16 protein-coding genes and 1 other RNA gene are annotated in these 21,260 nt (G+C 71.9%); 4 read left to right on the top strand and 13 right to left on the bottom strand.

The window, feature by feature from the left end; genetic code table 11:
- Positions 1-11 precede the first annotated feature (11 nt).
- Positions 12-326 (top strand): DUF5808 domain-containing protein, encoded by a 315-nt coding sequence (locus CWIS_RS13920; RefSeq protein ID WP_048343897.1) that lies wholly within the window; start codon positions 12-14, stop codon positions 324-326.
- Positions 327-341: 15 nt separating this feature from the next.
- Here CWIS_RS13920 and CWIS_RS13915 read toward each other — a convergent pair whose 3' ends face one another.
- The 6 genes from CWIS_RS13915 to CWIS_RS13890 form a co-directional block, all read right to left on the bottom strand.
- Complete coding sequence (locus CWIS_RS13915) at positions 342-818, bottom strand: CoA-binding protein (RefSeq protein WP_048343948.1); 477 nt, start codon at positions 816-818, stop codon at positions 342-344.
- Positions 819-908: 90 nt separating this feature from the next.
- On the bottom strand, positions 909-1,805 hold the full coding sequence (locus CWIS_RS13910; protein WP_048343896.1) for an SDR family oxidoreductase: 897 nt from the start codon (positions 1,803-1,805) through the stop codon (positions 909-911).
- A 108-nt stretch (positions 1,806-1,913) separates the two neighbouring features.
- Entirely contained in the window at positions 1,914-3,071 is a 1,158-nt protein-coding gene (locus CWIS_RS13905; protein ID WP_048343895.1) for a methyltransferase, read from the bottom strand.
- 64 nt (positions 3,072-3,135) lie between these two features.
- Complete coding sequence (locus CWIS_RS13900) at positions 3,136-5,964, bottom strand: sulfide/dihydroorotate dehydrogenase-like FAD/NAD-binding protein (RefSeq protein ID WP_048343894.1); 2,829 nt, start codon at positions 5,962-5,964, stop codon at positions 3,136-3,138.
- Positions 5,964-10,946: a 2-oxoacid:acceptor oxidoreductase family protein gene (locus CWIS_RS13895; protein ID WP_048343947.1), complete on the bottom strand. Its 4,983-nt coding sequence runs from the start codon at positions 10,944-10,946 to the stop codon at positions 5,964-5,966. Before CWIS_RS13895 ends, CWIS_RS13900 begins: the two co-directional genes overlap by 1 nt.
- 229 nt (positions 10,947-11,175) lie before the next feature.
- A complete protein-coding gene (locus CWIS_RS13890; protein WP_156186667.1) occupies positions 11,176-11,682 on the bottom strand; it encodes a hypothetical protein in 507 nt (168 codons plus the stop codon).
- Between the two features lie 242 nt (positions 11,683-11,924).
- Here CWIS_RS13890 and CWIS_RS13885 point away from each other — a divergent pair, with 242 nt between their 5' ends.
- The gene (locus CWIS_RS13885) at positions 11,925-12,437 is read left to right on the top strand and encodes a GNAT family N-acetyltransferase (RefSeq protein ID WP_048343892.1); all 513 of its coding nucleotides are present in this window, start codon (positions 11,925-11,927) and stop codon (positions 12,435-12,437) included.
- A 64-nt stretch (positions 12,438-12,501) separates the two neighbouring features.
- Here CWIS_RS13885 and ssrA read toward each other — a convergent pair.
- Positions 12,502-12,870, bottom strand: a transfer-messenger RNA (tmRNA) gene (ssrA, locus tag CWIS_RS18125).
- Positions 12,871-13,011: 141 nt separating this feature from the next.
- On the opposite strand from ssrA, the gene CWIS_RS13880 reads away from it, so the two are divergent.
- Positions 13,012-13,809: a DinB family protein gene (locus CWIS_RS13880; RefSeq protein ID WP_048343891.1), complete on the top strand. Its 798-nt coding sequence runs from the start codon at positions 13,012-13,014 to the stop codon at positions 13,807-13,809.
- Positions 13,810-13,814: 5 nt separating this feature from the next.
- Here CWIS_RS13880 and CWIS_RS13875 read toward each other — a convergent pair whose 3' ends face one another.
- The 3 genes from CWIS_RS13875 to CWIS_RS17790 all read right to left on the bottom strand — a co-directional run bounded on the left by CWIS_RS13875 (position 13,815) and on the right by CWIS_RS17790 (position 16,099).
- Complete coding sequence (locus tag CWIS_RS13875; RefSeq protein ID WP_141368640.1) at positions 13,815-14,204, bottom strand: hypothetical protein; 390 nt, start codon at positions 14,202-14,204, stop codon at positions 13,815-13,817.
- Between the two features lie 147 nt (positions 14,205-14,351).
- Positions 14,352-14,840, bottom strand: coding sequence for a hypothetical protein (locus CWIS_RS13870; protein WP_048343889.1), 489 nt, complete (start codon positions 14,838-14,840; stop codon positions 14,352-14,354).
- Positions 14,841-14,959: 119 nt separating this feature from the next.
- A complete protein-coding gene (locus tag CWIS_RS17790) occupies positions 14,960-16,099 on the bottom strand; it encodes a matrixin family metalloprotease (protein WP_053071751.1) in 1,140 nt (379 codons plus the stop codon).
- 87 nt (positions 16,100-16,186) lie between these two features.
- Here CWIS_RS17790 and CWIS_RS13860 point away from each other — a divergent pair, with 87 nt between their 5' ends.
- Positions 16,187-17,251 (top strand): ATP-dependent DNA ligase, encoded by a 1,065-nt coding sequence (locus tag CWIS_RS13860; RefSeq protein ID WP_048343888.1) that lies wholly within the window; start codon positions 16,187-16,189, stop codon positions 17,249-17,251.
- A 54-nt stretch (positions 17,252-17,305) separates the two neighbouring features.
- On the opposite strand, the gene CWIS_RS13855 is transcribed toward CWIS_RS13860, so the two are convergent.
- The 3 genes from CWIS_RS13855 to CWIS_RS13845 form a co-directional block, all read right to left on the bottom strand.
- A complete protein-coding gene (locus CWIS_RS13855; RefSeq protein ID WP_048343887.1) occupies positions 17,306-19,222 on the bottom strand; it encodes a DUF2207 domain-containing protein in 1,917 nt (638 codons plus the stop codon).
- A 39-nt stretch (positions 19,223-19,261) separates the two neighbouring features.
- Positions 19,262-19,732 carry an SsrA-binding protein SmpB gene (gene smpB / locus CWIS_RS13850; RefSeq protein ID WP_048343886.1) on the bottom strand — a complete coding sequence of 157 codons (471 nt, stop codon included), beginning with the start codon at positions 19,730-19,732 and terminating at the stop codon, positions 19,262-19,264.
- 178 nt (positions 19,733-19,910) lie between these two features.
- Positions 19,911-21,260: a M23 family metallopeptidase gene (locus CWIS_RS13845; RefSeq protein WP_048343885.1), complete on the bottom strand. Its 1,350-nt coding sequence runs from the start codon at positions 21,258-21,260 to the stop codon at positions 19,911-19,913.

Genomic DNA, 21,260 nt, shown 5'->3' with positions numbered 1-21,260 from the left:
GAGGAGTCCCGATGACCGCACGAGGCAAGGACAGCAAGCGGCAGGCCGGCGTCAAGGACGTCGTGCGAGCGATCGGCGTCGCTCTCGCCGTCGCGGCCGTCGTCAAGGAGCTGCGCAAGCCGAGCGACGAGCGCACGTGGCACGGTGTGGTCGCCGGCTTCGTGCCCTACGAGCTGCGCCCGCCCACCATCGCGCGCTTCCGCGAGCGCCTCTGGGACCCCGACGCCGAGCACGTCCTCGGCCCGCGGGTCTTCGGGGTCGGCTGGACGCTCAACCTCGGCCGCGTCTACGCGCTGGTCCGCCAGGCCGCGTCGTCGTCCGACTGACCCGCGCGTCCGCCCTCATACCTCGCGCGGGACCCGGCCCGTCAGCGTGAAGAGCCGGCACATCACGCGGTGACTGCGGTCCGACGGGCGCCCGAACATGAGCGGGCAACCGCCGTCGATCACGGTCAGACCGTTCTCGCGGCCGAGCCGGGTGGCGTCGTCGTCGACGCTGCCCTTGTCCACCGACCGGTGCATCCACACCTGCGTGATGCCGAGGTCGATCGCCTCCTGCACGGTCGATCCCGCGTGCTGCGGGCTCGTCGCGACCACGACCGCCTCGACACCACCCGGGATCGCCGCGAGGTTCGCGTAGGCGGGGTCGCCCTCGACGGATTCGGCGTGGGGGTTGACCGCGAACACCTCGTAGCCCACGTCCCGCAGGCGGGTGTAGACGACGTTCGCGCCGTGACTCCCTGGCGTGCGCGAGACCCCCGTGACCGCGATCCTGCGCGAGTCGAGGAACGTTGCTGCGGCTTCCTTGGTGCTGGTCATGATCCGCTCCACATCGAGTCGTCATCACGACGCTAGTGACGCGGCCCCGGCGCCGAGAGGGACCAAAGGACCGACCGACGCGGCGGGACGTCAGGGCACGTTCGCGCCCCCGTTGACGTTGATGACCTCGCCGACGACGAAGCTCGACTCGGGCGAGGCGAGGAACACGTACGCCGGCGCCTGCTCGACCGGCTGGCTCGTGCGCCCCAACCAGGACGACTCGCCGAAGCCGTCGAGCTTCTCGCTCGGCTGCCCGTCCGAGACCTGCAGCGGCGTCCAGACCGGGCCGGGCGCGACCGCGTTCACGCGGATGCCGCGCGGAGCCAGGTCGGCCGCGAGCGCCTTGGTGAAGCCGATGATCGCGAACTTGGTCGACGCGTAGTTGATGATCATCGGCGACGGGTTGTACCCCTGCACCGACGTGCTGTTGATGATCGTCGCCCCGGGGCCCAGGTGCGGCAGCGCGTCGCGCGTGATCCAGAACATCGCGTACAGGTTCGTCTGAATGGTGCGGTCGAGATCGGCCTCGTCGAGCTCGTCGAACGTCTGGTGGTACACCTGGTGCGCCGCGTTGTTCACCAGGATGTCCAGCCCGCCGAGCCCCGCGACCGCGTCGGCGACGAGGGTGCGGCAGAACTCGCGGTCGCGGATGTCGCCGGGCAGCAGGACGACCTTGCGGCCGGCCGCGCGCACGTGCTCCGCGATCGCCTCGGCGTCGACCTGCTCCTCGGGCAGGTAGCTCAGCGCGACGTCGGCGCCCTCACGCGCGAACGCGATGGCCACGGCCGCGCCGATCCCCGAGTCGCCGCCGGTGATGAGCGCCTTGCGCCCGGGCAGCCGACCCGTGCCGCGGTACGAGGTCTCGCCGTGGTCGGCCTTCGGGTCGAGCTTCGCGTCGAGGCCCGGCAGCGGCTGCCACGAGGCGTGCGGCTTGATGTGCGAGTGCCGCTCGACCGGGTTGTCGAACGTGAGCTGATCCGACGCCATCGTCATCTCCTTCGCGGAAGCGGGCAGAGGCCCGGTGCACCCGGGCTCCTGCCCGAGACGATAACGACGATCGCGCCGACGTGGCCTCTGTGCCCGCGCCGTGCGGCGTCAGCGAGCAGCGCGTGTGGAGGCCGTCACGGTGAACTTCGGGTCGCGGGCGACCTGCCGGGTGGGCCCGACGACGCGCTCGAGGGTCGACCGGTAGCGCAGGTGCGAGTTCCACACCGCCCACAGCTCCCCGCCCGGGCGCAGCACCCGCGCGGCCTCGGCGAACATGGCGTGCGCGGCTCCGGCGTGCACCGCGGCGCCGACGTGGAACGGCGGGTTCAGCACGACGAGGTCGACGCTGGCATCCGGCACCCCGTCCGCGCCGTCTGCGCGCACGACGGCGATGCGATCCTGCAGACCGTTCGCCGTGACAGTCGCGCGAGCGGAGGCGACCGCGGCGGCCGACTCGTCGGTCGCCGTGACGGTGAGCCCGTCGTTCGCCCTCGCCAGGAGGACAGCCAGTACCCCGGTCCCGCAGCCGAGGTCGAGCGCCGACGTCGCGTCCATGGGCATCGCGTCGACGTGCTGGAGCAGCGCGCGCGTACCGATGTCGATCCCCGACCCGGCGAAGACGCCTCCGTGGGCGCAGACCGTCACGCCCAGGTCCGGGTGATCCTCGCTCCGAGGCCACGTCGACGCCGGCCGCTCGTCGGCGGGACGCGGCCGTGAGGCGACCAGCACCCGTGACTTCTGCCGGGCCAGACTCGCCTGCACGTCGCCGAGGTGCCGCCGCAGGACGTCGTTCATCGCCGTCGTCATGTGCTTGACGCGCCCACCCGCGACGACCAGCACCTCGGGGTCGGCGTGCGCGGCGACCAGCCCGGCGATCTCGTCGAGCGCGTCCAGCGAGCGTGGGAGCTGGAGCAGGACGAGCCGCGCCCCGTCGACGAGCTCAGGCGTCAGCTCCACCTGGGTGAAGCCGCCGACTCCCAACCGTGCGGCGTTCGCGCGCAGCGCCCGCTCGCCCAGGAGCCGGTCCTGGTGCGTGCGGACCCCGGCCAGCCCGTGCCGTGCGATCGCGCCGAGAGTCAGCGCGCCGTGGTGGTCGCCGATCACGACGACGTGCGCCCCGTTCTCGGCGTCCAGCGCCGACGACGCCTCGTCGAGGATCAGCCGGTCGCTCGCATCGACCGCGTGCAGGTTTAGCGCCTCGACATCGGGGTGACGCCGCAGCTGAGCGAGCAGATCGGTCTCGTCGTTCCCAGCGGCCTCATCCACGCCCCGAGGCTAGCTCCTCGGGTGCGCACGGCAGGACGCGAGGCGGTCGTGCGGGCCGGGCCACCTACAGGCCGTGTCGCGTCCGAGCCTCCTGCTCCTGAGCGTGGAACAGCCCGAACCGGGGCAGGAACTTGTCCCAGTCGATGAGGTGCGAGTCGATCTCGGGTCCGTCGATGCACGCGTGCTTGCGGACCAGCTTTCCGTCGATCACCACGGGCACCATGCACGCACCGCACATGCCCGTCGCGTCGACCATGATCGAGTTGAGCGACGCGACCGTGCGCACGCCGAACGGCCGGGTGAGGTCCGAGACGCCTCGCATCATCATCGGCGGGCCGATGGTGACGACCTCGGCGATCTTCCGGCCGGCCTCGAGCATCTCCCCGAGCGGCCTGGTGACGAAGCCCTCGACGCCGTACGAGCCGTCGTTGGTCGCGTAGACCACCTCGAGGCGGTCGCCGAACTCGGCCTGGAGGGCGGCGACCCGCTCGCCGTCCGCCGTCCAGAACATGAGGTCCTTGGTGCGGAAGCCGGCGATGAGCGTGACGTGGTTCCCGAGCCGCAGGTGCTCGCGCATGATCGGGTACACCGGCGGCAGGCCCAGGCCGCCGGCGGTGAACACGACGGTCTCGTCGTCCGGGTACCGGTGCACGTCCGACGGTCGACCGAGTGGGCCGGCGATGCCGGCGAGGACGTCACCGGGCTGCATCGCGTTCATCTCGATCGAGCTGACGCCCATCGCCTGCACGACGAGGCAGACCGTGCCTGCCTCCGCGTCCCAGTCCGCCAGCGTGAGCGGGATGAGCTCGCCACCCAGCCGCGGGAACACGCGGACGAACTGACCCGCCTGCGCCGACCGCGCGATGACCGGCGCCCGGACGACGAGCTCCTCGATGCCGGGCGACAGGTTCCGCTTGGCGAGGATCACGGCGTCCGAGGCCGCCATGTCGGTGTAGCCGTGGGCGGCCTCGACCATGCGCGTGACCTCGGCGAGCGGCACGTCGACGTCGCCGATGATCTCGCGCGCGGCGGCCTGGCCGTCGCCGGCCGCGTTGATCGCGGTGGACCCGCCTCGGGTCGCGTCGCCGCCGGAGTACACGCCCTCGAGCGTGGTCTGCTGCGTGCCGTCCGCGGCCAGGTTGATCGTCCCCCACCGCGAGACGTCGATGCGCGGCTCGGAGTCCTTGATGATCGGGTTCGACGAGTTGCCGAGCGCCATGATCACCAGGTCGGCCTCGACCTGCTCGGTCCTGCCCGTCGACAGCGGGCGTCGACGGCCGGACGCGTCGGGTTCGCCGAGCTCCATGACGTCGAGCGTCGCCGCCTTGACGAACCCGGTGCTGCCGTCGGCGAGGAACTCCGACGGCGACCGCAGCGGCAGCAGCGCGATGCCTTCCTCGAGCGCGTGCTCGAGCTCCTCGACGCGAGCCGGCATCTCGGCGCGGGTACGCCGGTAGACGATCGTCACGTGTCCGCCGAGGCGCCGGGACGTGCGGGCCGCGTCCATCGCGGTGTTGCCGCCGCCGATGACCAGCACGTTCTTGCCCCGCACGAACGGCAGCGGTGTCTCGGTGCTCTCCCAGTCGGCGTGCATGAGGTTGACGCGCGTGAGGAACTCGTTCGCCGACATGACGTTGAGCAGGTGCTCGCCGGGCACGTTCATGAACATCGGCAGGCCCGCGCCGGTGCCGACGAAGATCTTCCAGAAGCCCGCGTCGCGCAGGTCCTGCAGCGAGGCGGTCTTGCCCACGACGAAGTTCGTGACGAAGCGGCCGCCGAGCAGGCGGATCTTGCGCACGACGTCGTCGATCAGCTCGTTCGGCAGGCGGAACTCGGGGATGCCGTAGCGGAGCACGCCACCCAGCTCGTGGAACGCCTCGAACACGGTGACCGGGAAGCCCTCGGCGGCCAGCAGGTACGCGTTGATGAGTCCGGACGGGCCGGACCCGACGATCGCCACGGGCGGCTTGGCCGCCATGGTCCACGGGTTCGGGAACGAGGCGAACCGCGCCGCGTCCGCGCCCGGGTGGGCGAGCTTGTCGCGCTCCGGCAGGAACCACTCGAGCTGGCCGATCTGCATCGACGTCTTGTGCAGGCAGGCCGCCTGGCACTGGAGCTCCTGCGGGCACACGCGCCCCGTGACGTTCGGCAGCGGGTTGCACGAGTGCAGCAGCTCGAGGGCCTCGGTGAACCGCCCCGTGCCGAGGAGCTCCATCATCGTGGGGATGTGGATCTTCACCGGGCAGCCGAACTTCGGCGGCTGGTGCGCCTCGAGGAACACGCCGAGCTCGCACGGAGCGTCGGAGCACTGCTTGTCCCGGATCGCCTCGAGCCAGACGAGCAGCTCGACCTCCCGCCGGGTGTAGCCGAGGTCCATGTAGCCGAGGTAGCCCTTGTTGACCAGGCCGAAGTCCTCGGCGCGGTCGTCAGCGTCGCGGACGTACGGGGGGATCGTGCTGCCGGCCGGCCAGTCGGTCGCGAGGCCCTTGACCATCGGGTAGCGGTCGGACAGGTGCGCGTCGACCGCCTTGATGAACAGACGCTTCTTGCCGAGCGGCAGGTCCCAGACGAACCGCATGAGCAGCGTCGAGACGTCGTCGTCCCGCAGGAGCATGTCCCACAGGCGCAGGACGAAGTCCCGGCCGAGCTCGGGCTGCCGGAACTCCCAGGCCACCGCCGCCATGCCGTCGGCGATGAACAGGTCGCGGAAGGCGCGGGGGTCGGCGACGAGCCGACGCTCGAGCAGGTCGAGCTGGTGGCGGAAGGTCGCGACCCCGGGTGTCGCGTCGAGAGCCTCGACCTCCTCGCGCGTCGCGTCGAGCGCGGTGCGCGCCCCGACCCAGCGCAGGACGTCGTCCTGGCTGGACCGCGGCGGCGTGTCGGTGGCGCTCATCAGTGGATGATCTCCGCGTCGCAGGTGGCCTTGACCCGGGCGATGCGCTTGGCCATGTCAGGGGTGACCTCGAGGCCGTCGAGCGCGCTCTCCTTCAGACGGCCGACGACACGCGCCTCGCCGTCGATGACGACCGTCGCCTTCTCGAACAGCGCCGGGAGCTCCTGGTAGCAGGTGCCGCAGTCGTTGCACAGGTGCTGGTCGGCCGGGTCGAGCCAGACGGGCCGGTCCGCGAGCGCCGTCGCCGCGGCCGCTGGTGGCGCCGCGGCCGGAGCAGCCGCTGCGCTGCCGAACGAGAACGTCGGCGGGCTCGCCGGTGCGGCCGAGGACGACGCGAGCTCGGCCATCGCCGCGGCGATCTCGTCGAGCGAGGTCTCGCGGGCCGTGGACGCCGCCTCGTACTTGGCGGTGAGGTCGGCGAGCTGCGCCCTGTGCTCCGCGGACAGCCGCGCCTCGCCGAAGCCGGCGAGGTACTGCAGCGTCTGCCAGTGGTGCTTGCGGTCCTCGACGAGCGCGACGATGGCCGACGAGCACGCGACCTTGATCAGGTGCTTGCCCGCGTCCGTCGCGTGGACGAACGGCACCTTGCCGGCCCGCTCGTCGTCGGACAGCTCGACGAACTCGGCGATCGGGACCAGGTGCGCGTCGTCGTCGTCCGCGACCTTCGTGAACTGCTTGGCGAAGCGCACCTCGCCGAGCGCGAACTCGGCCGGCGTCAGCGGTGCCTGCAGCAGCTGCAGGTTCCCGCTCTCGTCGACGTACTCGAGGGTCGAGGTGCTCCACAGCGCGTCGACGTCCGGGTTGCCGTCCAGGCTGAACCGCTCCGGCAGCGTGCCACCCCGGCGCGGGTCGTGCACGAACAGCGGGCTGACCCGGCTCTCGACCGCGAGCCGCGAGCGGCGGTTCGACAGGTCCTCGGCGATCCCGTTCTCCGTGCCGCACGGGGCGTAGATCTCCATGACCGCCGCACCCTCGTCGAACTCGAGCATGCTCATCGCCGCGGCGAGGAAGTGCCCGTGCAGCGCCGTGGCGGTGGTGGCGACGAAGACGTTCGGGTGGAACGCCGCGATGACGCCGATCTCCTTGCGCACCTCGCGCTTGCCCGCGTGGGCCTTGCCGTAGCGCGCCAGGTCGGCGTCCTGGCCGGTGAGCGACGCCGTCGAGGCCTGGCCACCGGTGTTGGAGTAGCCGCCGGTGTCCAGCACGAGTGCCTTGATCGGCGTGCCGCTGGTCAGCACGCGCGACATGGCGCCGAAGCCGATGTCGTAGGACGCGCCGTCGCCGCCGATCGTCAGGACGTTCGGCAGCAGCGCGCGCTCCTGCTCCGTGAGCTCGTGCCACGTCAGCGTCGCGCCGGCCTTGCCGTGGACCGCGGGGTCGTAGGCGTCGGCCAGCTCGAGCGCGGCGTCGCGCAGGGCGCGGACCTCCGGGACGAGCTGCGAGGCGAGACCTTCGTAGATGCCGACGGCCAAGGGCTGCGCATCCTGGAACAGGCTGTTGACCCACGGGTCGAGGTACGGCTGGAAGGGCATCGTCGAGGCGTACACCGACGAGCACCCGGTCGAGTTCGCGATCACCGTCGAGGCAGGGCCGGTGCCGGTGGGGCCGCCCTCGTAGAGGTACAGCGCCTTGTCGAGGGCGCCGATGAGCGAGCCGAGGTGCTCGCGACGGTCCGCGTCCTCGACGGTGGCGAGCTTGGCGGCCAGCTGCTCGATCGTGCCTTCGAGCTCGGCGACGTGCGTCCGCTTGCGCTCCTCGCCCAGGGCCCGGGACAACGCGGTCATCAGGCGGATCGCGGTGACCTCGCCGCACCCGCGGCAGCCGCCGTGCCCGCCGACCATGGCGTAGTAGTTCGCGTGGTCGAGCACGATCCGCTTGACGTCGCCGCCCGGCGTCGCGGCGTCGGCGACGAACCGCTTCGGCGTGTTGGGCAGCGCCGCCATGGTCTCGAACCGCTGCTCGAGCAGGTCGACGAGGCTGGCGTCCTGCTCGGCGGCGACCAGTGCGTGCGGGCCGCACACGTCGACGCACTGCAGGCAGCCGGTGCACTTCCACGGGTCGACGACCGCGGAGAACAGCGCACCGGTGCCCGGGGTCTCCTTCTCCATCGAGTCGAAGAACGGACGCGTCCGCGCGACAGGGAAGGCCGCGAGCGCTTCGACGACGGCGGTCGCGTGCCGCGCGAGCGCACGCTGGCCGGTGTCCGGGACCGTGGCGGCGGCCACCGCGGCGAGCGACGTCGCGCCGCCGTCCGCCCGCAGGCCCTCGCGGATCTGCTCGGACCAGACGTAGGCCACCGCGCGCAGGGACTCGCGCTGCGGCTCGGGGGCGTCCAGGCCGTCGATGGCCGCGCGCACGAGGTCGTGGATCTCGTGCAGGGTGTTCGGGATCGCCGCGTCGGGGCAGGCGATGCCGCACTCGAGGCAGCCGGTGCAGGCGGTCGGGTCGAACACCGGCACGGTGCGCCGGAAGATGCCCTTGTCCTTGTGCAGGCCCGTGCCGACCGGCATGAACAGCCCGGCGCCGGGGAGCACGGGCGACTCCCCCACGGTGCCCTCGCGGAACGGGCGCGCGGCGAGGTCCTCGTAGTAGGCGGGGTCGAAGAGCGCGGTCGCGCGCGGCTCCGCCGCGACCGGGCACATCGACGCCGAGAGCGCCACGGACCGGGCACGCACGGCGGCCGGCTCGGCGTCGACCGCCACGAGCTCGTCGGTGTCGTAGTCGATCGGGTGGACCGCCGCGATCGCGTCGGTGATCACCGCCATGTTGGAGCTGACGATCGCGTCGCCCTTGCGACCGAACTTCTTCGTCAGCTCGTGGCGCACCTTCTCGAGGATCTCGTCGCGCGTGGCGCCCTGGGAGACCCGGTCGACCCAGCCGACGACGGCGCCGATGAACGCGATGCCCATCATGCGGGTCTCGAGCTCGGGCGTCGGCGCGTGCTTCTTCGCGACCCTGAAGGCGTCCATCACCAGGAGCGTGATCTTCTTCTCGCGGATCGTCCGCCGCGCGTGCGCGGGCAGGCTGCGCCACACGTCGATCGGCGCCAGGTCGGACTGCATGATGAACGTCCCGCCCACCGCCAGACCCTTGAGCGGGTTGGTGTGGATGAACGCCTTGTGGTCCGGGGAGACGACGACCTCGACGTCCTCGAGCTCGGCATTCGTGAGCAGCACCGGCTCCGGCGACAGGGTGATGTAGAAGTTCGTCGCCGCACCGCTCTTCTCCGAGCCGTACTTGGGCGCCGACTTGGAGTACATGCCCAGCACGCCGGCGAGGATGTCGGTCAGGAGCTTGCCGGTGGCGATCGTGCCGTAGCCGCCGACCGAGTGGAACCGGATGCGCAGCGCCTCGTCGGGCAGGACCTGCGGGTTCGGCTCCGTGACCAGCGCCATGAGCTCGGTCTCCGGGTACGCGGCGCGCAGCTTCTCCTGGATCCCGGCGAGCCCGCCGGACGGGGTGTCGCTGAAGAACTGCGAGCCGATGTAGACCAGCGGCGAGCCGGTCGGCGACACCATGTTCTTGAAGGCGGCCACCAGATGCCGCGGCTGGACGTCGTGCCCGCCGAGGCCGAAGATCGCCGTCGTCAGGCGAGGGGTCGCGGTCAGCGCCGGGATGCCGGGGAACTCGTCCGGGTGGGACGCGTTCGACCGCGCACGGAACAGCGCCTGCGTGACGAGGCGAGTCAGCGCGGTGTCGTCGGACCGTTCGAGGACCGTGACGGACTTCGCGCTTGCGAGCGCGGCAACCAGCTCGGCCTCCGGGAACGGCTGCAGCAGCTTGACCGAGACGACGCCGACCTTGAGCCCCTGCGACCGCAGGTACGGCAGGACGGCGCGCACGTCGTCGGTGATCGAGCCGAGCCCGACCATGACGTAGTCGGCGTCCTCGCAGTCGTACGCCATGACCGGGGAGTACTCACGGCCGGTCAGCTCGCCGTACTCCGCCATCGCCTGACGGGCCAGCGACGGCACCGAGGAGACGAAGTGCGTGCGGTGGTCCACCGCGCCGGCCTGGAAGTCTGGCTGGTTCTGCACCGGGCCCGTGAGCCCCGGGTTGTGCGGGTCGACGAGGGCCGGCACGAGCTGGCGCGTGCCCTGAGGCCACGCGTTCACCCAGGCCCGGCGCCACTGCGCCTGCAGGTCGTCAGGCACCCAGACCGCGGTCTCGCCGACGAGGTCGCCGGCGCCGTCGGCCTCGACCTTGTCCGCGATCGCCGCCAGGTGCGCGCGCAACGCCGACAGGTCGTCGGCCGCGAAGTCCACCACGTGCCGGTCGAGGTACTGGTTCAGCTGGAACACGCGGCCCTTGGCGCCGAACAGGATCTCCTGCGCCACGGTCGGTGCGGGGATCCGCCCGGCGGGGTCGCCCAGGTACTCCCGCAGGAGGTCCGGCTCGGGCAGCAGCACCTCGCTCATGACGTGGCTCGTGGCGAAGCCGTCGAACGTGTTCGCGACGGGGATCAGCGAGAGCGACGACGTCCGGTACGCGATCGCCGCGAGGTCGGCCGCCTCCTGCGGGTTGGACCCGAACAGGACCGTGTAGCCGGCCGGGAGCAGCGCGTAGATGTCGTCGTGCCCGGCCATCACGTTGAGCGAGTGCTTGCTCACCACGCGCGCGGCGACCTGCAGGACGAACCCACCGATCTTCTTGCCCACGGTCACGTAGTGCGACTCGAGCGCGTACAGGATGCCCTGGCTCGACGAGGCGTTGGAGATGAACTTCCCGCCCGTGAGGGCCGCGCCCAACGCACCGCTCTGCGCCGAGTGCTCACCCTCGGCCTCGACGAAGAACGGATGCTTGCCCCAGACGTTGAGCTGGCCCTCGGCCCGGGCCGCCTCGAACGTCTCGGAGATCTCTGTCGAGGGCGTGATCGGGTAGCCGATCACCCCGCCGCACACGTGCTTCATCACGTGGGCAACGGCGCCGTTCCCGTTGATGACGTCCGGGATGCCCGGGTACTTCGGCTGGTCAGCAGTCACTGTGCGCGTCCGGGTGCGAGTCGTGGACTGGACCGTGCGGACGGGCTCCGGGACGGCCACGACCTACGGCGTCGATGACGTCGTCGCAGGTCGGACGGCTGGCGAGGGGCTTCGTTGCTTCCTCACAGGCCCAACTGGGTCACTCGCATCGTAAGTTCGCGGCGCGCGCCGATGAGGGGACTGAAGTCCCCCCGGGCCGGTGCGACCGGACGCGCCGCCCGCCTGTGCGTCAGTCGCTGGGGCAACCCCGGGCCATCAGCGCACGCGCCTCGAAGATCGCCGCCACCGCGTCCGCGGTGACCGTGTCCTCGCAGTCCGTGGTGCAACGCTTCTGCGCCCAGGCCGCGCCCGCAGGCCCGTACGCGAGCGGCGTCGTGAGGGTGTACTCCAGGCTGTCCAGCACCGCGGTCACGAGCACCGGGTCGGGGCGGTCCCCCGACCCCTCGACGAGCCCGACGACCGTGCGCGCGAAGTGCACGCGGTCGAACGACGAGCCCCACTCGTCGCGGGTCCAGAAGGACCGGTCCAGCTCGTCGCACACCGACGCGAGCGCCACGTCGAACGGCGTGCCGAAGCGGCCGAGCGCGGCCGCACGGCGGGCGGCGGCCGCCTGGACGCGGATCTGCCACTGCAGGCGCTGTTCCTCGGCCGCTCCGAGCGGCGCGGGGAACTCGGTGCGAGGCGGGCCGACGTCCGGGGGCGTCGAGCGATCGCGCTCTGACCCTGCCCCATCCATGCTGTCGACCTCCATGCCGTTGCCGGCCGAGACACTGACGCCCCCATGGGTACGTTCGAGCGTAGCCATGGGGGCACCAGCGCGGAAGACGCGCACCAGCGGCCCTCCGCACCAGGACGGGGGCGTGGGGACGGGCGAGCGGCCCGACCTCACCGAGTGCGTCGTCACGGGCCTTCGACGGGGCGGCCTCTCTCGGGATCGCCATGAGCAGGGCCTCGCGAGACCAGGTGTACGTTGCGCACGTGCTCGAGCTGCACGTGCCCGCGCGTTCCGAGTTCGTCGTGCGGCAGCGATGGCTCGCCGATCCCGAGATGATGGCGTTCAACGCCGGCTGGGAGGTGGCGTCCGAAGGCTACGACCGCGCGACGGGCTGCATTCGATGGCCCCAGGAGGAATGGGCGGCGTTCGAGCTCCGACTGCGCCTTCCGTCGACTCAGCAGGGCTACTTCTACGTGCGGGACGTCGGCACCGGCGCCTTCGTCGGGCACGTCCACTACGTCGTCGACGAGCGCTCCTCAGCGAGCATCGGGCTCAACGTCGAGCCCTCGAGCCGAGGCCGCGGGTGGGGAGTCGAGATGCTCCGGCTGCTCGTCGAGTACATCTGGAGCCACACGGACGCCGTCGAGATCGCCAACGAGTTCGAGGACGAGCGACTCTCGGCCGTGCGCACGCACCAACGGTGTGGTTTCGTCCCTGACCCGAGGACCGGAGCGCAGTGGGGACGACCGACGCGCACCTGGAGGCTGACCCGGTGACACGTGCGGCCGAGCACGACGAAGGCCGCCAGTCCCAACCGGGACGGCGACCTTCGCGCAACAGAAGTGGAGGTGGCGGGAATCGAACCCGCGTCCGATGACGTGGAACCAGGACTTCTCCGGGTGCAGTCCGTGATGGGTTTTCTCGGCCCCCACCACTCCCACGGACGGGAAGGTGGACGGGCCCAGTCAGCTAGAAGTCCCGATCCTCACACTGACGATGAGGATCAGCAGTGGCTCTCTAGATGACGCCGGGAACTAAGTCGAGAGCGTACTTAGGCCGACGGACTTCGAAGCTCGCTCAGGCGGCGAGGGCGAAGTCGGTGCTCTTGGAATCGGCACCTGTGATTTGCACGGAGCGTTGACGAGATAACCGTGCGTCCTCGACCCGCTTCTCCTGGCTCGACGATCACCGTCGAAACCGATCACCCCCATGTGGAATTTTCAAGCTGCCCGGTCCGCGACCAGCGCGAGCCGAACGGGACCAGACTACCTGGGCAACGGCCCGGTCGTCGCCGTGATTCCCGGGCGGGCTCGCGGGCGGGTGTCGGAGGCGCGGTCTAGCGTCGGGCGCATGGTCGACTTCACCGACGAGGACCTGCGCGGGTCCCGCTTCACGCACGTGGACCTCACGGGCGCGGTGTTCCGACGAGCGCGCCTGATCAACATCGACGTGCGGGGCGCTGACCTGCGGGGTGCCCGGTTCGACGGCGTCGAGCTCGTGGACGCCACGATCACCGGCGAGGTCGAGAACCTCACGATCAACGGGGTGGAGGTCAGCGCGTACGTCAACGCCGAGCTGGACCGCCGAGACCCCGACCGCGTGAAGATGCGGCCCACGGACCCGACCGGGTTCCGCGAGGCCTGGTACCTGCTCGAGCGCCTCTGGGACGGCACGGTCGAGCGGGCGCGCGCGCTCGATCCCGCGGACCTGCACGTGAGCGTCGACGAGGAGTGGTCGTTCATCGAGACGCTGCGGCACCTGCTGTTCGTGACGGACTCGTGGGTGCGGCGGGCGATCCTGCGGGTCCCGGAGCCGTGGGACCCGCTGGACCTGCCCTGGGACCAGATGTCGGACAAGCCGGGGATCCCCCGTGACCGAGAGGTCAGGCCCAGCCTCGACGAGGTTCTCGCGGTGCGCGCCGACCGCCAGGCGACGGTGCGCACGTTCCTGAGCGGGCTCACCGACGACCGCCTCGACGAGCACACCGTCCCGCTCGAGGGCGACTCCTGGCCACCCGCGAGGCCGTTCCCCGTGCGCGAGTGCCTGAGCGTCTTGCTCAACGAGGAGTGGTACCACCGCCAGTTCGCCGAGCGCGACCTGGCGGTCCTCGAACGACGGCGCGCCGAGCCGTCCGCGGAGACGGACTGAGGCGGTCAGCCCGTGGGGTGCGGCGAGTGCGGCGGGCGCACCTGGGACCACGCCACCGACGCCGCGAGTCGCGTGCCGAAGATCGCGAAGTACCACCCGGTCTCGTGCTCGGACAGGTTCCGGTCCGGGAGTCGGCGCCGGTGCAGCAGCCAGTCGGGTGCACCGCGCTCGAAGAAGGCCTCGATCTCGAGGTAGCCGCGCTCCTCCAGGTCCAGCACGACGGACGGCAGGTCCTCGCGCGTGGGATGGGGGCGCGAGTTGCGCGCGATCATGAAGGCGCCGATCGCGATCACCCCCACGATCGCGAGCACGCCGGCAAGCCCGGGCACGCGGTCGGCCGACTCGACCGACCGCGCGAGCGCGGGTACAGCTCTCATCACCTCGTCCATACGCATCGCCCCCTCGTCAGCAACGTGGCAGGGGGCTATCTAGGCACGCCGACACCGGCTGTGGGAACGATCCCGCCCCGAATCACTCGGGTTTCGGACACAGCATCACGCTGCGGGGTGAGGTGACGCGTCACACCTGGGCTGCCCCAGGCATCAAGCCGACTCCGCCGAGTCGGGGAGACCGTCGCGCAGCGTGGCCAGCCGAACACCGTCGGCGGAGGCGAGCTGCAGGACGGCCACGTCCGCGCGCTCGTCGCGCACCAGCACCGAGGCCGCGGAGCGCAGGCCGGTGCTCGGGTCGGTCACGACGATCGACGTCGCACCCGCCACGACGTGCGAGTGCGTGACGACGATCCCGCCGGCGGCCACGGCGAGCGCGGCACCCCGCACCGGCCCGGACTCCCCCGCCGCCGAGACCTCGAGCACCCCCAAGGACGAGTCCGTCGATGCCAGCCCCGGCCACGACGGCGCCGTCAGTGGACGCCGCTCGTCGGCGGTCGCATCGGCCGTTGCCGAAGCCGCAGGCCCGACGACGGTCGCACCGACCGCGAGGACCGCGCCGATCGCCATGCCCCGCCGCCGCCCGCGCACCGGGGTGTCGCACCGGGTGTCGCGCGCTCGGGAACCGTCGTCGATCGCCATCGTCGTCCCTCCTCCGTGGCGCCGGGGCGGCGCCGCCGAGACCACTCAAGTCGCGGTACCGGGTGAACGGCTGAACCGACGATGAGAGTTCCCTGAAGATCGGGCGACGAACGCGCACGTCACAGGTCCGGCGCGCACACCCCGCGGGCGAGCTGGGACAGGCCGTACAGGTCGCCCGACTGGAACGTCGTGAACTCGCCGCGCGTCTCGGGGTTCATCAGCTGGGTCCGGTCCTCGACGTGGTCGAGCCCGAGCGCGTGCGCCAGCTCGTGCCGCAGCACCCCGACGTGCGCGGGCTCGGCATCGACGGGCTGCCGCTCGAGCAGCGAGGCGTCGAGCCAGACCGTGCCGGAGACGGCGACGAGCAGCCCGTCCTCACGGCGGACCGTGCGCGGCCCGCCCTGCCCGACGACGTCGCCCTCGAGCCCCGACTGGAGCGTCTCGTCGGAGAACTGCACGAGCAGCGGCGCCCACCGTCGGCCGTAGCGCTCGGGCTGGTAGATCGGCCGGTCCGGGCCTGCCGACTCGTCCGTCGGACCGTCGTCGACGAACACGAACCCGGTCGCGTCCGCCAGCTCGGCCACCACCGTGGCGACGTCGTCGGCGAACCCCACGGGCGCTCCCGCGGTGTTGACGACGTAGTGCACGGGCCGGCACGGCGACCACGTCACGGGCACCTCGAGCCCGTCGGGGCGGGCCTGCGTGGAGAGGAACGCGTACGGCGCGCCGTCCCAGTCGACCGGCGCGGGCGCGCCCAGCGGCACGTCCGCCTCCTCGTGGCCGGGCTCGGGACCGCCGAAGCCCCCACCGCCGGGCACAGCCTCGGGCGGGAGCAGCGTCCCGGTCGCCTCGAGGTCGGCGAGCCTGACGGGCTTGCGCGAGAGCTCGGCCATGACCGCGTCCCAGGAGAGCTCGGGCAGCTGCTGCACCCAGACGCCGACCCACGCGGCGCCGAGGAGCCCGCACAGCACCCCCACGGCCCAGCGCGCGCGCCGCACCCGCAACGTCCTCCGGCCGCGCGGAGGTCGCGCTCCCGGGTGGACGTACTGCCAGTCCTGGTCGCCGACGATATTGCGCGGCAGACCGGCCGGGCCGGCATGCCGTCCCGCACGCGACGCCGCCTGCGCGGCGGCCTCGGCCGACGTGTCGTAGGCGTCCGCACGCCAGGGTGTGGGTGTCGCCGCCCTCCCCTGGGCCTCGTCGATCACCCACTGCGGGATGCGTCCCGACGGCGAGCGCGGGAGGTCGTCGAAGGACACGCCCCATCATCGGCACATCACGTCGGCCTCTGGAGCCCTGTCCACCGAACCGGTGCCGATGTCGTACCGGGCGGGCAGGATGGCGACATGCGCCTGCCCGTCATGCCGCCCGTCGCACCCATGCTCGCGAAGTCGGTCAAGGAGATCCCCGACACGGGCCACGTCGAGCCCAAGTGGGACGGGTTCCGCACGATCGTCTTCCGCGACGGCGACGAGGTCGAGCTCGGCAGCCGCAACGAGAAGCCGATGACGCGCTACTTCCCCGAGCTGGTCGAGCAGATCAAGGCGCACACGCCCCCGCGGTGCGTCCTCGACGGGGAGATCGTCATCGTCGAGGGCGATCGCCTCGGCTGGGACTCGCTGACGAACCGGATCCACCCCGCCGCGTCGCGCGTGAAGCTCCTCGCGGAGCAGACCCCCGCGAGCTTCGTCGCGTTCGACGTCCTCGCGCTCGGCGACGACGACCTCATGGGCACACCGCTGCGCGAGCGTCGCGCGCGGCTCGAGGACGCGCTCGCCGGCGCGGCCGGCGACGTGCACCTCACGCCCGCGACCGGCGACCTGGGCGAGGCCCGGCGCTGGTTCACGCAGTTCGAGGGCGCGGGGCTCGACGGCGTGGTCGCCAAGCCGCTGGACGGCACCTACCAGCCGGACAAGCGCACCATGTTCAAGGTCAAGCACGAGCGCACCGCGGACTGCGTGGTCGCGGGCTTCCGCTGGCACAAGACCGGCCCGATCGTCGGGAGCCTGCTGCTGGGCCTGTGGAACCACGAAGGGCACCTGCAGCACGTCGGTGTCGCGGCGTCGTTCCCCATGGCGCGGCGCGCAGCGCTCGTCGACGAGCTCGCCCCGCTGCGCACGGACGTCGAGGACCACCCGTGGGCGTCGTGGGCCGACGCCGAGGCCCACGCGGGCAACCGGCTGCCGGGCGCGGTCAGCCGCTGGAACGCGACGAAGGACCTGAGCTTCGTCCCGCTGCGCCCCGAGCTCGTGGTCGAGGTCGCCTACGACCACATGGAGGGCGACCGGTTCCGGCACACGGCGCAGTTCCGCCGCTGGCGCCCCGACCGTGACCCCGCGACGTGCACGTACGCGCAGCTCGACGAGCCGGTCGGCTTCGACCTCGCGAACATCCTGGGCCGGCGTCCGTAACGGGCACGACGAGCGCGCCCGCCGACCCGCCGAGGGCGCGCGGAGACCGCGGGCTCACCAGCCCCCGCCGCCTCCCCCACCGACACCACCGCCGGAGAAGCCCCCGGAGAACCCGGAGTCGCCCGACGAGCCTGGCGTCGGAGCGGTGAGCGACTCGGTCGCGACCGACTGGAACCTGTCCATCGAGGCGGCGAAGCCCGACGCCCAGAACACACCCGGCAGCGGGTCGTAGTACCCGACGTACCACCCGGGCTGCGCGACGGCGCGGCCCTGCGCGGCGAGCTGGGCGAACACGCGCGCCCACCGCTCGGCGACGCCGAACACGATCGCGTACGGCAGGTAGCGGCTGAAGACGTCCTCACCCTCCTCGAACCGGATCTGGTCCGCCTCGGCGGTCGTGAGGTAGGTGCGGAAGCCGAGCGACTCGGCGAGCACCGCGGTGCCCTCCTCGGTGCGTGCCGGGGCGTGCGACGCGCACACCAGCACGACGACGCCGACGATGCCGAGGGCGATCGGGATGAGTCCGACGCCGTTGAGCAGTCCTGGCACGCCCGACTCGCTGAGCGCGATCGCCAGGACCAGCGTGATGCCGGCGACGACGATGAGCGCGATCCCCGTGGCCAGCCACGATCCGCGCACGGACTTGGGGTTCGCCCGGAACCAGCCGACGCGCGTGACCTGGTCGTACAGCCGGTCCTGCACCTTGGACATGGACGACGCGAACGTCGTCTTGAGGTCGGACAGCTTGACGGTCGGCCGACCGGTGAAGATCTCGTCCATGAGCAGCGCCTCGTACTCGAGCAGCGCCGCGTCGGGCTCGCGCAGCGCGACGAGCGTCCAGTCCTTCGGCTTCTTCTTCGGGTTGGCGCGCGGGACCTCCTCGATGCGCAGGTAGCCGCGCACGGCGAGGTCGATCAGCGTCGCGGTGACGTCGACCGGGTCGGCCTTCTCGTCGACGAGCGTGCCGAGCTCGCCCGGCCGCACGTTGGCCGGCGGCGCGAACTGCACGGCCACGGGCGCGCGCTTGTCGCGGTAGCCCGAGCCGACCTCCTGGCCGCTCACGGGCCGCAGCCCCGGGGTCAGGCCCAGGTAGGCGCGGTCGCGGCCCGTGCGGCGCACACGCCGGATCGCGAGCCAGGCACCCCCGGCGGCGAGCAGCAGCGCCACGCCACCGAGCGGCGAGGCCGGTGCCCAGGCGGCGGCCGGGTCAGGACGCTCCACGACGATCGGCTCGACACCCGGGAAGGTGCCCGCGGGCCAACCGGTCACGGTCGTGAACGGCTCGCCGCGGTCCAGCAGGTCCTGCGTGAACGTCGCCGTCGCGCCCTGCGCATCCGCCGAGGTGCACGGGTCCGCCGACCCTTCGGGACCCGCGAAGCAGACCGCACCCTCGACGTCGGCCGGGCCGGTCACGGTCGCGCTCAGGTCCCCCAGCGGGATCTCCCAGCCCGTGCCGATGACGTTCCAGTACAGCTCGTCGCCCGAGTGCTGCTCGTTCGCGGGGTTGACCAGGCCGTCGACCGTGTAGGTCAGCTGGTAGGTCTGCACCCCCGAGACGTCGTCGACGTCCGGGTCACCGATCCGCAGGATGAGCGCGTCGCCGTCGTCCTCCTGGTTGAGCTGCGCGGGCGCGCCGGTGCTGCTCGAGGAGGACAGCCCGCTGTAGCGGAACTCGCGATCGTGCGTCTCGTCGTACCCCTGGCGGGTGGGGAGCGTGAGGTAGGGCCCGTGGCCCGGGTCGTCGCCGAAGTCGAAGTCGAAGTCGATCGACACCTGCGCGACGCCGTCGGCGCTCAGGACGGCCGTCACGTCGTACCGCGTGATCTCCCGTCCGCTCGTCTGGTCCGGCGCGGCGGAGGCCACCAGCCCGTTCGCGACGAGCGCGGCTCCGGCCAGCCCGAGCGTCAGCCCGGCGCGTCGCAGCGCTCGACCTGGTCGGGGACGTCGGCGCAGGGCATCGAGAGCGGTCACGGCCGCAACCTATCGCGGCCCGAGCGACCAGCCGAGCACTCAGCGGTCGCGCAGGTCCCGCATCGCGCGCTGCGCCTCGAGGTTGTCCTGCCGCTCGCGCAGCGCCTGGCGCTTGTCCCAGTCCTTCTTACCGCGCGCGAGCGCGATCTCGACCTTCGCGCGGCCGTCCAGGAAGTACAGCGCGAGCGGGACGATCGTGTGGCCCTTCTCGCGCGTGCGCGACTCGAGCCGCTCGATCTCCTCGCGGTGCAGCAGCAGCTTGCGCTTGCGGCGCGGCGCGTGGTTGGTCCACGTGCCCTGCGCGTACTCGGGGATGTGCACCCCGTGCAGCCACGCCTCGCCGCCGTCGATCTCGCACCAGCCGTCGACCAGCGACGCACGGCCGGCGCGCAGCGCCTTGACCTCGGTCCCGGTCAGCACGACGCCGGCCTCGAGGACGTCCTCGATCGTGTAGTCGTGGCGGGCCTTGCGGTTGGCGGCCACGAGCTTGCGCCCGGGTTCCTTGGCCACCGCGCACCCCTTCTCGTCAGGTCTCTCGCTCGTCGGGCTGCCAGCGGCCGGCGCGGTCCCGATGGACCGCCCGTGGCGCGCACGAGCCCTCACGCACGCTCGTCGTGCGCCGGACGAGCCTACCTGTCTGCCGCCAGGAACCCCTCGCGCTTATCCGCGACAGGGCCCGCGTGACCGGTCAGAGCGGCAGGTACGGGCGCGGGTTGACGGTCGCGCTGTTCATGTAGACCTCGAAGTGCAGGTGGCACGCGCCCGACGTCCCGGTGTTGCCCGCACGCGCGATCAGCTGACCCGCCTTGACGGACGCGCCCGGCCGCACGACGAACTGCGACAGGTGGTTGTAGCTCGTCGCGAGCGTCTTGCCGCCGACGGTGCCGTGGCCGATCATCACCTGGTTGCCGTACCCGTAGCGGTACTGCGTCCACAGCACCGTGCCGGACCTCGCCGCGTAGACGTCGTTGCCGCAGTAGTCGCGCAGGTCGATCCCGGCGTGCAGGCGCCAGTAGTGCAGCACCGGGTGGAAGCGCATGCCGTACTCGGACGTCACATGGATCGGCCGGGTCTGCGTGGGGTTGACGAACAGCGTGCCGGAGGCCGCCGGCGGGTCGGCCGGGTCGGGCTTCTTGGCGGCGTCGCGCTTGCGCTGCTCCTCGATCGCCTTGGCCAGGTCCTGCTCGATCTGCTTCGCCTCGGCGTCGATCGCCTTGAGCTTCTCGGCGATCTCGTCCTTCTTCGCCAGCAGCGCGTCCTGCTTCTCCTGCTGCTCGACGAGCAGCGCGTCCAGCTTGGCCTTCGCGGCCTCGGCGGCCTTCTTCGCCTTCTGGGACTCGGCGACCTTGGCGTCGGCCTCGTCCTTCAGCTCGCCGATGCGCGCCTCGACTGCCTCGAGCCGCTGCGCGGAGTTACGGTTGCCCGACTCGGTCGCCTGCAGGTCGTCGAGCACCTGCGCCCGGGTGCGCAGCGCCTGGCTCATGAGGTCGGCACGCTCGATGAAGTCCTCGGAGGAGTCCGCGTCGAGGATCATGCTCACGCTCGACACGTCGCCGCCGCCGCGGTAGGCCTCACGCGCCATCTGACCGATGGCCTCGCGCATCCGCGTCGCCTCGTCGGAGTCGGCCTCGATGGTCGCGGACAGGTCCTTGGCCTGGTCGCGCGCGTCCTCGAGCCGGGCCGCGACGATCGCCGCCTCACGCTTCGCCTTCGCGAACTCCGCCTCGGCCTCCTGCAGCGCGAGCCGCGCCGCGGGCAGCTGGGTCTGGATCTCGAGCAGGCGGTCCGAGACCGCGCCGAGCTCGCCCTCGAGGCCCTCGAGCACCTCCTCGGCGTCCGCACGCCGCTGCTCGTTGGTCTTCTTCTCCTTCTCGGCCGCCGCGCGCCGGTCGTCGATCGCGTCACCCATCGCGGGCGCCGCGACCGCGCCGAGCACGATCGTCGCGACGAGCCCGACGATCGCCGCGAGCGCGGCGGGCCGCGAGGCCTGCCGGGCCGGGCTCGTCGACTGACGGGTGGGGCGCGTGGTTCGACGCAT

It is taken from the genome of Cellulomonas sp. A375-1, from assembly GCF_001040865.1.
GTDB classification, from domain to species: domain Bacteria; phylum Actinomycetota; class Actinomycetes; order Actinomycetales; family Cellulomonadaceae; genus Cellulomonas; species Cellulomonas gelida.
The sequence above is the reverse complement of the archived record's forward strand: the minus strand, read 5'-3'. Positions and strand labels throughout refer to the sequence as shown.

Excerpts from the sequence above, each read along its gene's own strand:
- CWIS_RS13920 (WP_048343897.1), top strand. The coding sequence starts at position 12 with ATGACCGCACGAGGCAAGGACAGCAAGCGGCAGGCCGGCGTCAAGGAC.
- CWIS_RS13915 (WP_048343948.1), bottom strand. The coding sequence starts at position 818 with ATGACCAGCACCAAGGAAGCCGCAGCAACGTTCCTCGACTCGCGCAGG.
- CWIS_RS13910 (WP_048343896.1), bottom strand. The coding sequence starts at position 1,805 with ATGGCGTCGGATCAGCTCACGTTCGACAACCCGGTCGAGCGGCACTCG.
- CWIS_RS13900 (WP_048343894.1), bottom strand. The coding sequence starts at position 5,964 with ATGAGCGCCACCGACACGCCGCCGCGGTCCAGCCAGGACGACGTCCTG.
- CWIS_RS13890 (WP_156186667.1), bottom strand. The coding sequence starts at position 11,682 with ATGGATGGGGCAGGGTCAGAGCGCGATCGCTCGACGCCCCCGGACGTC.
- CWIS_RS13880 (WP_048343891.1), top strand. The coding sequence starts at position 13,012 with ATGGTCGACTTCACCGACGAGGACCTGCGCGGGTCCCGCTTCACGCAC.
- CWIS_RS13875 (WP_141368640.1), bottom strand. The coding sequence starts at position 14,204 with ATGCGTATGGACGAGGTGATGAGAGCTGTACCCGCGCTCGCGCGGTCG.
- CWIS_RS13870 (WP_048343889.1), bottom strand. The coding sequence starts at position 14,840 with ATGGCGATCGACGACGGTTCCCGAGCGCGCGACACCCGGTGCGACACC.
- CWIS_RS13860 (WP_048343888.1), top strand. The coding sequence starts at position 16,187 with ATGCGCCTGCCCGTCATGCCGCCCGTCGCACCCATGCTCGCGAAGTCG.
- CWIS_RS13845 (WP_048343885.1), bottom strand. The coding sequence starts at position 21,260 with ATGCGTCGAACCACGCGCCCCACCCGTCAGTCGACGAGCCCGGCCCGG.